Below are 16,899 nucleotides of genomic sequence, written 5' to 3' on the forward strand. Positions count from 1 at the left end.
TCAACAGTAGCATTGATTACAGATGCCCCTCATTGGTGAAGGATGTGCTTATGGTTATCAATACAACACTCCGCTCTCATAAACCCCTTGGTGGACTATACACCAAAACTGGGGAACATGCTTTGGTTTTCCCATTGAAGCATACGCAAGTGCTGGCAAAGGTGGCGGGGAATTTATCCCGCGTCGAAGTAACGCAAACCTTTGAAAATTCCTTCGCGGAACCCTTAGAAGCCATATATATCTTCCCTTTGCCAGATGCGGCGGTTGTCGATGAGATGGAAATTAAACTGGGCGATCGCGTGATTAAAGGGGGGATTAAAAAACGGGAAGAGGCGCAACTGATTTATGAACAAGCACGCCAAGAAGGACGAACCGCAGGATTATTAGAACAAGAACGGGATAACATTTTTACCCAATCCTTGGCAAATATTAAACCCGGAGAACGGATTGACGTAACGATTCGCTATACCGATACCCTAAAATTTAGCGGCGGTGAGTGCGAATTTGTCTTTCCGATGGTGGTAGCACCCCGCTTTTGTCCAGGGATTCCCATTGATGAGAGTGGGGATAGCGATCGCGTGGCGGATGCGTCACGGATTATGCCTACGATTATCCCACCTAGCACCCGATCTGGACATGATATTCGGATCACAGTGGAAATTGACGCCGGGGTTCCCATTTCCCACATCAATTCTCCCTCGCACCAGATTAGAGTGGAACATGAGGGGACATTGGTGCGCGTACTCCTGGGGGAAGAGGACACTATTCCCAACAAAGATCTGATTTTACGCTATCAAGTATCCGGCGATCGCACTCAGGCGACGGTACTGACTCAATCGGATACACGCGGCGGTCATTTTGCCTTATATTTGATTCCGGCTTTGGATTATTCCCACCATGAAATTGTACCTAAAGATGTCGTTTTTCTCATTGATACTTCAGGGTCTCAAAAAGGTGACCCCTTCCGCAAATCCCAAGAACTCATGCGCCGCTTGATCCAGGGCTTGAATCCTAATGATACGTTTACGATTATTGATTTTTCCGATATCACGACGCAATTGTCTGCCAAACCCTTAGCCAATACGCCGCAAAATCGGATCAAAGCCCTTACTTACATCAATCAATTACAGGCAAATGGCGGCACCTATTTACTCAATGGAATTCGCGCTGTCTTGAATTTCCCCGCCGCACCCGAAGGACGTTTACGCAGTATTGTATTACTTACCGATGGTTATATTGGCAATGAAGCAGAAATTCTGGCAGAGGTGCAACAGTATCTCAAACCGGGAAATCGGTTGTATAGTTTTGGCGTTGGCAGTTCACCGAATCGGTTTCTTTTAAATCGCATTGCTGAATTAGGGCGAGGAACATCGCGGATTGTGCGTCAGGATGAATCAACTCAGGAGGTAACCGAAGAATTCTTGTGCCACATCAATAATCCAGTTCTCACGAATATAAATGTTGAGTGGGAAGGAATGGGAGAAGCGATTATCTATCCGACAACTCCCCCAGATTTGTTTACCCAGCAACCGCTAGTTTTATTTGGGCGCATTTCTCCGATTAATCAGGAACAGGCGGGTATTCTTACAATTACCGGCACAGCTACAGGGGGTAAGCGTTATCAAAAGGAATTTCACCTGAGATTTGATTCAGAAGGGAATTGTGCGATCGCGCAGTTGTGGGGGCGGGCGCGAATCAAAGATCTGATGAATCAAATGTGGCACTGTGAAAAGAAGAAACAGGTTGAGGCAATTATACAGACAGCTTTGACTTATCAGATTTTAGCACCCTATACGGCATTTGTTGCCGTCAGTGAACAAGTCCGAAGTGATCCCCAAGGTAAGGGAATCTATGTCTGTGTACCCGTTGAAATGCCAGAAGGGGTATCTTATGAAGGGATTTTTGATCAATCTCCCCTGCGTTTTTTGGGACTCAAATTCAGGCGATCGCGAGGCGATTCTGGCATTTCTCCCTCAATCACAGCTAATGGCTCATCCTCTAGTCTTGCAGGTAATTCTACCTCGGATCAAATACTACTTACCTGTACGGATAACGTTGATATCACCTCCGCCGATTCTCCCCTGGTTCAGGATGAAACTATTGCCACAGTGCAACTCCTCAGCGTTACTGGATTAGAAAACTCTGTCGCTGCTCTACTCCTAAAACACCTGCAACAAATCATTTTACCACCGGGATACTCTGGTGAACTTGTCTTTGAGGTTCCTGTGCGTAAGGGGCGTGTGGTGCGGGTATTATGGGATGAGGAGGCTTCTACTCTCACCGAAGCCGTTGTTATTGATTTAATTAAGCGATCGCTCTTAAGTTGGCGAGTACCCCAATGGCTGATGGATACTGTGCGTTTAACTTTATGGATTCAAACCGACAATTAATAGGTGTAACTATGTAGAGATGTAGCGGGCTACGTCTCTACAGAAAGTAGAAATGGAATTTAAACATTAAATATCGACAGTTGCTCTTGTACCCAAACCCGAAACGCCTTCATGGTTTTGTTTCTGCCTAAACGCCGACATTGACCAATATATTTAGGAATTGCTTCAATGAGTGAAAATTCAGGAAAATTAGGGCTAAAATCAGACGGGCTATACTTGCCATCTCGCAGCAGGTTAATTTGTAATCCTCCTTTTTCAAATTGCCACAGTTCAGGTACGCCTAATGCTTCATAGATACTCGGATGAGTGCGAGACGTGACATCAATTTCTAATGCTAAATCCGGAGGCGGATCTAGAGTTAAGTCAATGCGGTCTTTTCCTCGAACGGCTGCCTTATTTTGAATATAGAAACAATTATCAGGTTCTATTCCCTTACTCATTACCTCATTTTTGAATGTCGTCGAACCCAAGGTGCAAAATTCAATATCTAATTCTTCAAGAAGTGCTTTGAGTAAATCACTAATGAGTTCTTTTCCGCTTTCATTTTCAGGTAAAGGGGTCATAATTTCCAGGGTTCCATTGTCATACGCCACTCTAGCGGCACGATGCTCGCCTAAATCCTCTAAAATTGTCTCAAATTCCTGCCAGGTTATATTTGAGAGCAATATCCGTTGTCCTGGTGGTACAGTGATCCGATTCAGTTCTATTGACGCTCCCATCGCTAAAAGCGAGGGATTCTCAGTTCAATGAGTGAACTTACCCAAACTAAGTTTCCTTACTTTGAGCAGAGGTTCTTCTCTCCCTGAGCGTTAATTTCTGTTCGCCCAACAGTATTTTTAGTGCTAGAGCAAGGATATTTCTAGCTGCATTCTCATCCCTATCAAGAATTGTTCCACAGCTACAAACATGAGTCCTAACCGATAGCGATTTATTGACTCTTTGACCACAATTTGAGCAATCTTGGGAAGTATAGTTAGGAACAACAGCTACTACTTGCTTTCCAAAGAGTTTAGAAAAATACTCAAGCCATTCTCGAAACTGAGTCCAACCCGCATCAGATATCGACTTCGCTAAACAGTGGTTTTTGATCATGTTTTTAACACTTAAATCCTCATAGGCTATCAAATCGTTAGATTGACAAACGCACCGCGCTAACTTTACAGCGTGGTCTTTACGTTGCCTTGAAATCTTTAAGTGAATACGTCCCAGTTCAACTCGATTCTTGTGATATCTTTTCGACTGCTGTTGACCTTTTTTATGTTTTCTGGAGAGCTTTCTTTGTAGACGCTTTAAGGCTTTCTCGCTTTTTCTCAGATATCGTGGATTCTCAACTTGATTACCCTCGGAATCCGTATAGAAATGATTAAGCCCCACATCTAATCCAACTTGTTTTCCTGTAAACTCAACAGACTCTTTGCGCTCAATGTCGATACAGAATTGAGCATAGTAACCGTCAGCTCTACGTACCAAGCGTACTCGCTTAATTTGTTCGCTTTGGTAGTAGCTTAAATCTCTTGAACCTACAAGCTTGAGTTTGCCGATTCCAGTTCCGTCAGTAATGGTAATAGCCTTTTTGTCTTTAGAAATCTTCCAACTGCTCGTCTTATACTCAACCGAACGGCTGAACTTCTTGAACTTTGGATATCCCTTTTTCCCTGGAACTTTCTTCTTACAGTTTTCAAAGAATCGACTGATACTAGCCCAGGCTCTCTCAGCCATAGACTGTCGAGCCATTGAGTTCAACTTAGCAACAAAAGGGTATTCAGGATTGTCAGCTAAAACTTTGCAATATTTGTTCAGAGAAAATCGATTAACTTTTTCCTCTCTAGGCGCATCCAGCCAGTACCTTAAGCACTTGTTGCGGATGAACTGCCCTATGCGTATCGCTTCGTCTATTGCTAAAAACTGATGCTTATGCGCTTTAAGCTTGTACTCGTAGACTAGCATTTATCGACCTTTAAATACTGCTACAATAATTATAGTTATTTAACCCGACAAATGTCAACCACAAAACAACTAACTATAATAACAGTCGTAGCTCCGTATACAATCTCATCGTACATCTAGTTTTTGTGACAAAATATCGACGTAAGGTACTTAGTGAAGCTATGATACACAGATTGAGTGAGGTATTTAGCTCCGTCGCTCAAAAATGGGATTCTAATCTTATTGAATTTAATGGGGAGTCTGACCATGTTCATTTGTTACTTAGTTATCCTCCTCACAAGCTGCTGAGCAATCTTATCGCTAATTTAAAAGCCACAGCATCTAAGACACTGTGGCGTAAATTTGAACCAGAACTAGCTAAAATTTATAGAAAACGTGTTTTATGGACAGGCGCTTATTTTGTCGCTAGTTGTGGCGGTGTTACCATTGAACAGCTAAAAGTCTACGTTCAAAGCCAAGATTGTCCGGATTCATCCCATCGCTAAAAGCGATGGGATGAATCCGGACGCTAAGATAACGATAGTTCAAAATCAAGCTAATCGGTTATTTGTTATCATATCAAACCTAGATAGTTGAGGATATAGTGATGATTATAGCAGCGAATGTAACTGATAATATTTCTCTAGATGACTTTATGGCTAATCCTCCCGATCATACAGAGTGGGTGGATGGACAATTGATTGAGACAACGGGAATGACGATAAAACATAGTCGAATTCAATCGAGATTAGATCGTTACTGGGGAAATTACATCAGCGAGTCAGGGCAAGGCGGTGAACCCTACGTTGAACTTCCTTGTCGTACATTGCGTCAGGGGCGTCGTCCAGATGTTTCTTATTTAACGTCCCAATTGTTAGATCAGTATGGTGATGTGGCTGTATTACCCCAAAGCCCCCCTCTGATTGCCGAAATTGCCTCACCCACGGATACAGCCGAGGACTTATTTGCCAAGGCGACGGAGTATTTAGAGTCAGGTTGTCAAGAAGTTTGGTTAGTGTTTCCTGAGACTCGTTGGATTTTGGTGATCACTCAGAATCAGACATTAGCATTTCGTTCCGGTGATGTGGTGAGTACGCAGGTTGTTCTAACCGGGTTTAGCATAGCCGTTGATGAGTTGTTTGCATAAAGTTTGTAGTTGCGCTGTCTTCGCCATAAACGTTGGTATCCCTTACTACTGGCGTGATACAGCTAAAATTGTGGAATATATCTTACCATTGAATCGGGCGCACGCCATGCGCCCCTACGGTTTTGGGGCAGAGAATGATAGTTACTGGAATTGGTATACTGTGCTGCATTGGAAATCTGATCGAAAGGATTAACAAAAGCTCGTGAAATTCCCATAGGAGAACATAGCACGACAATTTACTGGTTAGTAGCCGCGATCGCACCTTGTCCTTGGGGTGAGGCGACATAACCCAGAAAGGCTTGCACCTCAGGAGTTGCAGGCTGTTTGTAGACGTAGTAAAGTTCTCGTTGATAAGGATAATTCGCCGCTTGGGGGGTTAACCCATCGATGGGTACAATTTGCACCGTTTGTTGATCCGCAACCTGGCTATATGTGGCATAACTAATTCCATTGCTACCCAAGTCTCGCAAAATGGGATTAGAATTGTAGGGGCGCAGGTTGTGCGCCCAATTTAACCATCAATCTGTTGCACAATTTTAGCTGGGTCAGTCCACTACCATAAGATGCGTCCTAACCGCTATGGCGATTGCTATAGTTTAGTCGCGTCTGAGTTAAACCCAATTGCCAACTAACACAAAAGGCGTCCAGAAATAGGGATGCTTGCGATATTTTGGATCTTGTAAAATCAAGAGTTGAGCGCGACGCAGGGCTTCAGCTTTACTCACTTTATCCTCGGTGAGTACCTGGTAAAATTTCACCATCAGATCCGCTGTCGTCTCATCATCCACTAACCATAACGTCGCGATGGTACTGCGAGCCCCGGCTCTCACGGCGACACCCGCTAATCCTAACGCGGCTCGATCATCGCCTTTGGCGGTTTCGCACGCACTCAGTACGAGTAATTCAATGGGATTGGTTTGACGCAGATCTGTAGTTTTGAGTAAAGAGCTCAATTCATTCACATTTAGCCGATCATCCCAGGTAATAATAAAGGTTCCCTCAGCCTCTGAACTAAATTGACCGTGGGTGGCGAGGTGAACGACGGGAAATGAGACATTCGCGATCGCATCTTTTAACGTGGATTTGGTAAACTCCTGATTGAGTAACGATTTCCCTGGCATCAACGATTGAATTTGCTGGAGTTCAGTTTTGACATTAGGAAGGGCGGAAAAGTCTTGGCGGGATTCGGAAAGTCCAGCGGTTAATACTTCAAGCCGTTGTTCAGTAAGGGGTGTGGACTCTAACAACTCTAACCCTGGAGTCAGCGCGATCGCATACTTTTGTAGTAAGTATTGATCACCGTCGTGCAGCGCCCCCATGGGGATATTCCGCAGGGTACCATTCAACACAAAGACTAAGGTTTTTACCTCACTTGTGGCTAAATCAGCGGCGACGGGTTGAATGATCCAGTCATAGACTTTTCGGGCGAGGGGGAGAAATCTTAAACTGGTCCGCTGAGGTAAGGCTTGACGTAAATCCTCTAATGTGCTTTGTAATTCAGTTTGGGACACGAAGGTGGTATATCGGCGCAAGGGTTGATTGGGCAAATGGAGAATTGTTTCCAAGCGATTGGAGAGGATAATCGGATAAAGTACGGCAGCTTCTTTGTCAATCGTATCAATTTGTACAGGCTGGGCAGTGATACAATCCGCTTGAAAGAAGTTATCCAATTCCGCGATTTGGAGTAATTCAATCACCTGACGGGCTTGTTCGAGTCGTTGTGAACTAATTTGCGTATCATTTTCGGGTAATAGCAGTTCGACTAACTCCCGGTAGATAGGTTCAACCTGTTCCCGAAAGGAATACTGAACATTAGAATTAACGGCGACTAAATCACTACGCAGGGATTGAAGGGTATCCACCGCCCCTTGGTACGCCGCAATTGCCCCTTGGGTATCGCCCTGCTGTTTGAGTAAGCGCCCTAATTGCCATTGCCAAGGATACAGACTATCCCAGGCTTCAATGGCTTGGGTTTTAATTAAGGCTTGTTGGGTTAAATCTTGGGCTTGTTGCAGTTGATTGGTTTGTTCGTACAGATGTCCCAAAGTTCCCAATGCATAGGCTTGGAGGCGTTGACTTCCCAGGGTTTCCGCCTGCTGGATAGCGGTGGTGAGGATTTGGGCGATTTCTGGGTGTAGAGACGCGCCATGGCGCGTCTCTACTAATTTGATTAGACTTTCGCCAAAGTTAATCTGAAATGTAATCCCTTGCTCTGAAATGGGTAAGGTATTGAGTTGGCTTTGGATTTGGGGGATTAAGGTTTGCGCTTGTTGGCGATTTCCGGTTTCGATAAGTAAGCTGAGTTGATTGAGTTTTGCCCCTAATTCGATAAGGGGAGAAGGGGCTTGGGTTATCGCTTGTTGATAGAAATCGAGGGCGGCTTCAATTTGCTGCTGTTGACGGGCGGTATTGGCAAGGCTAAGCAGGGCGGCGCTAATATCGGGGGGAGATTCTAACTGGCGGGCAATTTGTAAACTTTCTGCTAGTACCTGACGGGCTTGGGGCAAGTCGTCTACGAATTGTAACACCTCACCGAGCGATCGCAAGCCGATGGCTTTGGTGAGTGAATCGGGTTGATTGTCGAGGGTTTGTCTGACTTGCTTGAGTAAGACTAATGCCCGTCGATGCATTCCTAAGACTTGCATCCCTTGCGCCTGGTTAATTTGGCTTTTTATTTTACCTGTTTTATCCCCTAACTGATTGTACAGGGCGGTAGCTTGCTCCCAGGTGGCTAAGGCTTGTTCGGCTTGTCCCTGATGCAGTTGTAAACGCCCCTGAATATTGAGGCTTTGGGCTAATACGTTTAGGTGATGGGTAGAAACCTCGCGGTTTGGTTGAGTTTGCAGCAGGGTTAAACTCTGGGAAATGGCGTCGTTTGCCTGGGACCATAATCCAAGTTGCTGATAGGCTAAGGAGAGATTACTCAGGACTGTGGCTTGCTTAATTGTTTCGCCTTGGGTTTGATAAGCTTGGGCAGCTTTTTGTAGAAGTTCTATAGCATTGGTAAATTGACCCGCTTCGTAAAAGGTTCTGCCTTGTTTTACCCAATCTGCGGGGGAAGGATTAACGGTTGTTGTCTCGATTGCGGCTGTTTTTTGTCGTTCGGGTTGTCCTATTCCTGTTGCTGATACAGGGGAAATGACAATACATAAAATGGCGGTGATGATTCCTAATAGTAGCCATGAGATACCCCATTTTTTGACACTAAAGTGCTGATTACGAACTAGAGCGCTAAAGCGCTTACTACGAACAGGCAGATGCCATTTATTTCTCATACTATTTCATCCCAACAAGATTGCATTGTCGGGGCACGGCAATGCCGTGTCTCCCCTGCTTTTCCTATCTACTGGACTGACACAGCTAAAATTGTGGAATAGATTTTACGGTGAAATTGGGCGCACACCGTGCGCCCCTACAATACTAATCCACCATTTTAAGTGTGCCACGCTACTACTATGTTTAATCGCAACTCGGTATAACTTTCCCATTTCCTGTTCCCTCTATATTTACTCGCACATAGGAGGATTGACTTGGCGACTCTCAATTGTCACCTTAGTCGCCTCAGCCGTGAGGATAACATTACCTTGAGCATCTCTAATCCATCCATTGGCTTCCACAATCTGGCGCGGTTGAGAAGGTTTATCGGGAATAGTTGCCGTACTATTATTGTTATCGCTTCCTGATGAATCTAAGGAAATCCAATCAGCAAATACCGCTTCCCCCCGTAGCAATTCATTGGGTTTAGGGGGTAAACCGCCGCGCCCGGTGACGACAAAACTACTTTGATTTAGTCCAGCATCCGCTTGACAAACTTGACCCACTAATCCCTGCACATCTATCGGTTGAGTGGGTAATTGATTTAAATCCCGACTGGGATCAACATCAGGGGTATTCAGCACCACATTACCGTCTAACCCAAATCGAGAACTGGCAGTAATATCACTTTTTGGTGTGCGCTGGGGACGAAATTCTAACCCAAAAATATTTTGCGCGGTGATATTAATGTTGCCGCCATCACCCCCAAAAGCATCGGCAACTATGTCGCTATTTTCGTCTTCCACCGCCACAATAAATTCGGTGTCGATAGTAATATTTCCCCCATTCCCCTGACCGCCAAATGCTTCTGCCGAAATCAAGCTATTGCGGCGCATTGTGATTAAATCCTCTACCTTTAAGGTCATATTCCCGCCTTCACCGGATACGGTACTGGCAATCAAAGCCCCTTGGTTATCTAGGTTAATCGAGTTGGCTGTAATCTGCATTTCCCCGGCATTTCCTGTGGCTTGATTTGGCAGAATCAGACCTTGCAACACCCCAAATCCTAACGTGGAATCACTCAGACGTAAGTCATTGGCTGCTGTTCCGGTTGCGGCTGTAATTCTTGCGCCATCCCGGACTATCAATTGATTCGTATTCACCTGCAAATTCCCCGCATTTCCTGTACCAAATCCCTGGACATATAATCCACTGGGAAACCCATCGGCAGATGTCCCGCTTAATTCTACCGATTCAGCCGCATTGACGAATAAATTTCCCCCTTGCCCATCACCAACCGATGAAGCGGTGACAAATCCCCCATCTTGGATAATTAATCGCCCCGTATTAATGGTCAGATTTCCCGCCTTTCCTCCACCTGTGGGATTCGCTAATGTATTGATGGTATCAGTACCTAAGGTGCTGGGAATGATATTAATCGGAGATTTGCCAATCACTTCTACTGATTCAGACGCATTCACGGTTAAATCTCCACCTTCACCGGAACCTGCTGTGCCACTCTCAACAAATCCGCCATCTCGGATAATCAAGCGGCGGGTATTAATCGTTAAGTTTCCCGCATTACCAGTACCTAGAGTTCCAGAGCTTAAAAGACTAGGAACACCCTCAACCAAAGACACCCCAATCACCTCTACAGACTCAGAGGCATTCACCTCTAAATCTCCTCCTCTCCCTTGAGCAAACGTCGTTCCGGATACATTTGCCCCTTCTTGAATCATCAATCGTCCGGTTTCAATGGTTAGGGTTCCTGCATTTCCAGAACTACTTGCTTCGGTAAACAAACCCCCAATGTTTCCATTTAAGACACCCGTCAGTTCCACGGTATCGGAGACTTTTACGGTTAAATTGCCCCCTTGACCCCTGCCAAAGGTTGACGTTGATACCTGTGCGCCCGATCGCAAGTTTAATTGCTGTGTTTCAATGGTGATATTTCCCGCCGCACCATCTCCGGCTGTAATCGAATAGAAGCCGCTACTGGGAATGGTGGCGAGAAAATCCCTTACCCCAGGAATGGCGTTTAACAGGGGATTATCCACCGCACCCCCCATCGTCACACCACTGGCTTCGACGGATTCTGTGGCTTGTACCGTGACATTTCCGGCTGGGATTGCCCCTAAGGTTCCAGCAATCACTCGTGCGCCATTGGTTAAGGAGACTGAATTCCCCTGGATTTGGATATCACCGCCTTGGAGATTGGGCGCAGGAATCGGACTGATACTCGCACTACCAATGAGATGATTATCCCACGCGATCGCACCTTGACTACTTAGTTTAATCCTTCCGCCCACTGCACCAATGGAGAAGATATCAGAGGTGAGGATATCTCCCTGCCCAATTAAGGTAATATCGCCACCATTCCCCATTAGAGAACTCGCGTTCACTGTGCCATTAACTGTAATACCCTCTCTGGAGTCAATCGTGATTGAACCGATAGTCGCCGCCGGATTAACTGGATTCGGACTTATCGCCGCTCCCGAAACACCATTAATCGTAATTTCTCCACCTGTTAAGGATAAATTTGGTTGGTATTGATTGCTGACAAAGACAACGCCATCCGGTGCATCAACAAAGATACCGCCAATCCTAATATCAGCACTTGTGGGAATCCCTAAGGGATTGGGTAAAGGTGGAACAATAATTCCCGTGGCTGGGATACCCTGAATATCTGGGATATCAAACGCTGTTGTCCCCGCCCGAATATCTAACGTTGGTTTTGCTTTTCCATCAATTAATACAGTCGTGCCATCGGACAAAGTAATGTTCTCAACAATACCATTTATGGGGTCAGCCGACAGAATCACAACTCCCCCTGGAATCGTCACACTCCCTCCCGCCAGAATATGTAGTGACGCGCCTTGATACCCGCCTAAAATTACATCTCCACTGGCACGAATCATTGGGTCTTCTGGACTTTCTAACCTTCCCAGATTTCCCTCTAAATCTTCTATGCGAAAACTGCCCCCGGTTGTATAGTGTGCATTTCCCTTAACTGGATTAGCTGAACGCAAGACTAAATCTGCACCGGAAAAGAGTCCACTATTAGGATGACTCAACGCCGAAATAGTGATAAGGTTAGCGCCTTCCACCTCTAACTGATTTCCCGCCGCCGCGATAAACGGATTGCTGATTGTATCCTGCATTATTACTGTATCTGTAGCTTGCAGGTTTAAATCTCTTTGGGCAGAAAGTTGACCTTGTAAATTCAGATTGCCTGCTGCTAAGGTTAAATCTTGCCCAACCTCTAAGTTCCCCCGATTAGCAATAGAAGCAGTTGCCGGATTTTTCCCATATTGCAATCCCGGTGTTACATTAATCGTGAGTATTGGTGGGGCTTGGGGATTGCTAGCGCTAAAATTAAACCCATGATTAAATACCACCCCATCGGCTGTGCTTGCGACAAAGGAACCCGCTACATCCAGACGCGCCTGTTCACCAAATATAATCCCATTGGGATTGAGTAAATATAACGACGCACCTCCGTTTACACCCAATGTTCCCAGAATGTCGGATATATCAGAACCCGTCACACGAGAGAAAATCGTGTCAATTCCAAGGGGATTGGCAAAATAAACCCGCCCCCCCTCACCTACATTAAATTCCCCAAAACTGTGGAACAGATTTGTGTCGCGAATCGCCCCTCCTTCAATCAAATCAGCGGGTAAGCCTTTTATCTCCACATTTGGTGTCACGATAGAATTTTCAGCACCTAAGGTAGTATCAGGAGTCATTTGAGCGAGGACAGGATTCTCTAAAACAGTAATTGTCCCTCCCATCGCTAACAATCCGGCTAGTTTCACTGTCCAATTTCTAGTCATTTGGTAGATAGTCCTTCCCAAAAAAGTTAAAAAAAAGTTAATCATGCCGCCATTAAGTTGAATTAATCTACCCCCCTGGGATAGAGACAACTTATTCTGATTTTTGTTAATTTTGAGGTTCATCGCCACACTTAATCACAGAAACTGGGATTAACCCAGAATGCTTTAGGCGTAGAATTGGCGATAGACGCGGTTAAAGTAACATTTCCCTCAGCATCAATTTCCCACCCATTGGCTTCCACAATTTTAACATTTGACCTTGGTATTGTTGTCGTCACCTCAACCGATTCATCAGCCTCTGATTCTAAGGGAATCCAATCGGCTAATACCGCTTCCCCCCGCAATAACTCATTCGGTTTGGGCGGTAAACCCCCGCGCCCCGTCACCACAAACTGACTGCGGTTTTCCACCACATCAGCCTGACACACTTGATTCACTAATCCTCGCACATCCACAGGCTGAGTTGGGAATTGGATTAATCCGCGACTGGGGTCACTATCGGGCGTATTTAACACCACATTCCCCTCTAACCCAAATTGAGAACTGGCAGTAATATCACTTTCTTGCGTTCGTTCTGGACGAAATTCTAGCCCAAAAATACTTTGAGCGGTGATATTAATATTGCCCCCATTTCCGCCAAATGCATCCGCGACAATATCACTATTTTCATCTTCAATCGCCACGACAAATTCCGTATCTATATCAATATTGCCCCCATTCCCTTGACCCCCAAACGCTTCTGCCGAAATCAGACTATTGCGGCGCATTTGGATTAAATCTTCTACCTGAAGATTGATATTACCCCCCTCACCCGAAACTGTTTTGGCAATGAGAGAACCGTGATGATCAAGCTGGATGGAATTAGCCTCAATCCGCATTGTACCAGCATTTCCAGTGGCTTGATCACTAAACTCAACCTCTAGCCCAAACCCAAAACTAAAGGAATTAGCTGTAAGCTGCGTATCATCCGCTATCGTTCCCGTAGCTACAGTTATCCTTGCTCCATCCTCAACCCTCAATTTCTCAGTTTTGACCTCTAAATCTCCTGCATTTCCTGTACCAAATCCTTGAGCATATAAACCACTAGGAAACCCATCGATTGAACGATCACTCAAATTTATTGATTCAGTCGCATTAACTTGTAAATTTCCCCCTTGCCCTGCACCAAAGGTGGAGGCGGAGATAAAGGCACCATCTTCTATTCTTAACTGTCGGGTATTCACCAATAAGTTACCCGCGTCTCCCGCATCAGGCGATAGGGAAAAGGTATCGACAGAAATGGCGCTGGGAATCTCACCGACGGCGGCTTTACCAATAATATCTATTGATTCCGAAGCGTTCACGGTTAAATCGCCACCATCTCCTTGGCTAAAGGTGGTTGTACCAATCGCACCGCCATCGCGAATCATCAACCGTTTTGTATTCACAAAGATATTTCCCGCATCACCGGTGCCTCTGGCGATATTGCCAATGGCACTAGGAAAGTTGCCCTCTGGTGTTGTGCCAATAATATCGATCGATTCCGCCGCATTTACTGTCACAACTCCCCCATCACCCGTCGCCAAAATTGTTGAGGCTGAGACTAATCCGCCATTGCGAATAATCAGTTTGTCTGTATTTATGGTTAAATTACCAGCATCTCCCAATCCGTTGGTTTGCGAGAATAAGCCACCCGCATTATCGGGGGATGAACTGCCAATCACTTCCACTAAATCAGCATTTATGGTTAAATTTCCACTATCACCCTGACCGATGGTATTAGTGGTGACTCGTCCTAAATCTTGACTGAATAATCGTCCCGTTTCAATGTCGATATTTCCAGCATTTCCTGTGCCGATAGCTGTTAGTGCATACAAACCACTCCCGGAAATTTGTCCCAGGATGGGGTTTTCGGTAGCCGTTAACGCGGCGGCTAAAGCGGGTGCTGATACAATGTTCTCCGGGAGACGATCAAGTCCTGCCAATAACGCTCTAAACAAGTCTTGGTTAACTGGATTATTTGATAGTCCCTGAAATTCTACCGAATCGGCGGTTGTCACTTGCAAGTCTCCCCCATTCGCCGCACCCAATGTGGCGGTAACAATGCGAGCGCTATTATTTAAAGATAGGGATTTGGCATCGACAATAATGTCACCGCCGCTAGTACCAGGTTCTGGGCTGATACTGATACTGCTAATCAGGTGATCATTGACCAATATCGTGCCATTGCTTCTCAGGTTGATCGTACCAGCTAACCCGCCCACCGACAGGATTTGAGACGTGGTCAGGTTATCCTTCGCCTCTAGGAAGATATCGCCGCTGCGAGTTAAGCCAGAGGGATTGAGTAACCCATTCAGCGCGATCGCACCTTGACTACTTAGTTTAATCGTTCCTCCTAATGCCCCTAGAGAAAAGACATCTGAAGTGATAATATCTCCTTCCCCAATCAGGCTAATATCGCCACCATTCCCCATTAGAGAACTCCCATTCACTGTGCCATTAACTGTAATACCCTCTCTGGAGTCAATCGTGATTGCACCGATAGTCGCCGCCGGATTAACTGGATTCGGACTTATCGCCGCTCCCGAAACACCATTAATCGTAATTTCTCCACCTCTTAAGGATAAATTTGGTTGGTATTGATTGCTGACAAAGACAACGCCATCCGGTGCATCAACAAAAATACCGCCAATCGTAATATCAGCACTTGTGGGAATTCCCAAGGGATTGGGTAAAGGCGGAACAATAATTCCCGTCCCTGGGATACCCTGAATATCGGGGAGATTAAATGCTGTTGTCCCCGCCCGGATATCTAACGTTGGTTGAGTTTTGCCATTAATAGATAAAATCGTGCCATCTGAAAGAGTAATGGTTTCTACAATACCATTTATGGGGTCAGCCGACAGAATCACAACTCCCCCTGGAATCGTCACACTCCCTCCCGCCAGAATATGTAGTGAAGCGCCTTGATACCCGCCTAAAATTACATCTCCACTGGCACGAATAATGGGGTCTTCTGGACTTTCTAACCTTCCCAAATTCCCTTCTAAATCTTCTATGCGAAAACTGCCCCCGGTTGTATAGTGTGCATTTCCCTTAACTGGATTAGCTGAACGCAAGACTAAATCCGCACCGGAAAATAGTCCACTCGACCGATGATTCAACGCTGAAATATTGATACCATTCCCACCTTCCACCTCTAACTGATTTCCCGCCGCCGCGATAAACGGATTGCTGATTGTATCCTGCATTATTACTGTATCTGTAGCTTGCAGGTTTAAATCTCTTTGGGCAGAAACTTTACCTTGTAAATTCAGATTGCCTGCTGCTAAGGTTAAATCTTGCCCAACCTCTAAGTTTCCCCTATTGGCAATAGAAGCATTTGCCGGATTTTGCCCATATTGCAATCCTGGCGTTACATTAATAGTGAGTATTGGTGGGGCTTGGGGATTGCTAGCGCTAAAATTAAACCCATTCTCAAATACCACCCCATCGGCTGTGCTTGCCACAAAGGAACCCGATACATCCAGACGCGCCCCTTCTCCAAAGATAATCCCATTGGGATTGAGTAAATATAAAGACGCACCTCCGTTTACACCCAATGTTCCCAGAATGTCGGATATATCAGAACCCGTCACACGAGAGAAAATCCTGTCAATTCCAAGGGGATTAGCAAAATAGACGCGCCCGCCTTCTGTGATATTAAATTCCCCAAAACTGTGGAACAGATTTGTGTCGCGAATCGCCCCTCCTTCAATCAAATCGGCGGGTAAGCCTTTTATCTCCACATTTGGTGTCACGATAGAATTTTCAGCACCTAAGGTAGTATCGGGTTGAATCTGCGCCAAGGTAGGTGAGGCGACGGATGCGATCGCGCCCCATCCCGCTATAATCAGGCTTAACCCCCATGGTCTATGCCATAATGCCTGGTTTGCCATATCCTGAGATGGTAGATGATGTTTAAGAAGGCACTATTATATCTCAAGTCGAGACGATTTAACCCTAGGGAACAGGAAACAGGAACAGTAGGCTCACATACTGTACCAAAATTTCTAACCGATGCTATCCGCCTAACACTGGACAACCGTGGACAACACGATCATTCCATTGATGGATAGCCAGTCTCAGCAAACGCTACGTTATTGGGGTCACGGAATCTATGGGTGCTTGCCAGCTCATAGTTTAAAAGCCGTCTAGGTTTAAACAGGTGATTTAGGTATAACCAGTGACTTAGGCACAACAAGCCTTAATAACATTGACGAGGCACAATTTACCCTAGTAATAGGAGTTTCGCATTATGCGAGTTTTCGTAATCAATCAAAACTTGGAGCCACTAAATACTTGTCATCCCGCCAAAGCCAGACTA

The 16,899-nt window shown here is 45.5% G+C and carries 7 protein-coding genes and 2 pseudogenes; 3 read left to right on the top strand and 6 right to left on the bottom strand.

The annotated features are described in order from the left end of the window. Positions 1-50 precede the first annotated feature (50 nt). Positions 51-2,390: a VIT domain-containing protein gene (locus tag RLO19_RS00420; protein WP_446352837.1), complete on the top strand. Its 2,340-nt coding sequence runs from the start codon at positions 51-53 to the stop codon at positions 2,388-2,390. Positions 2,391-2,449: 59 nt separating this feature from the next. On the opposite strand, the gene RLO19_RS00425 is transcribed toward RLO19_RS00420, so the two are convergent. Together RLO19_RS00425 and RLO19_RS00430 are read right to left on the bottom strand one after the other, a co-directional pair. Next, the gene (locus RLO19_RS00425; protein ID WP_446352839.1) at positions 2,450-3,109 is read right to left on the bottom strand and encodes a Uma2 family endonuclease; all 660 of its coding nucleotides are present in this window, start codon (positions 3,107-3,109) and stop codon (positions 2,450-2,452) included. A 46-nt stretch (positions 3,110-3,155) separates the two neighbouring features. Then, complete coding sequence (locus RLO19_RS00430; RefSeq protein WP_446352841.1) at positions 3,156-4,337, bottom strand: RNA-guided endonuclease InsQ/TnpB family protein; 1,182 nt, start codon at positions 4,335-4,337, stop codon at positions 3,156-3,158. Between the two features lie 56 nt (positions 4,338-4,393). Between RLO19_RS00430 and tnpA the strand changes: the two are divergent. Both tnpA and RLO19_RS00440 read left to right on the top strand, forming a co-directional pair. Continuing rightward, a pseudogene (gene tnpA, locus RLO19_RS00435) lies at positions 4,394-4,822 on the top strand (IS200/IS605 family transposase); the annotation flags it as partial. Between the two features lie 101 nt (positions 4,823-4,923). After that, positions 4,924-5,463: a Uma2 family endonuclease gene (locus RLO19_RS00440; protein ID WP_446352843.1), complete on the top strand. Its 540-nt coding sequence runs from the start codon at positions 4,924-4,926 to the stop codon at positions 5,461-5,463. Between the two features lie 236 nt (positions 5,464-5,699). Here the strand turns inward: RLO19_RS00440 and RLO19_RS00445 are convergent. The 4 genes and pseudogenes from RLO19_RS00445 to RLO19_RS00460 all read right to left on the bottom strand — a co-directional run. After that, a pseudogene (locus RLO19_RS00445) lies at positions 5,700-5,945 on the bottom strand (phosphate ABC transporter substrate-binding protein); the annotation flags it as partial. Positions 5,946-6,074: 129 nt separating this feature from the next. Beyond that, complete coding sequence (locus RLO19_RS00450) at positions 6,075-8,738, bottom strand: CHAT domain-containing protein (protein ID WP_446352845.1); 2,664 nt, start codon at positions 8,736-8,738, stop codon at positions 6,075-6,077. Positions 8,739-8,969: 231 nt separating this feature from the next. Further along, entirely contained in the window at positions 8,970-12,554 is a 3,585-nt protein-coding gene (locus tag RLO19_RS00455) for a two-partner secretion domain-containing protein (protein ID WP_446352846.1), read from the bottom strand. Positions 12,555-12,685: 131 nt separating this feature from the next. Beyond that, a complete protein-coding gene (locus tag RLO19_RS00460) occupies positions 12,686-16,471 on the bottom strand; it encodes a two-partner secretion domain-containing protein (protein WP_446352848.1) in 3,786 nt (1,261 codons plus the stop codon). Positions 16,472-16,899: the final 428 nt, after the last annotated feature.

Origin of the sequence: Coleofasciculus sp. G2-EDA-02, assembly GCF_040226375.1 — a bacterium.
Classification (GTDB): domain Bacteria; phylum Cyanobacteriota; class Cyanobacteriia; order Cyanobacteriales; family Coleofasciculaceae; genus Coleofasciculus.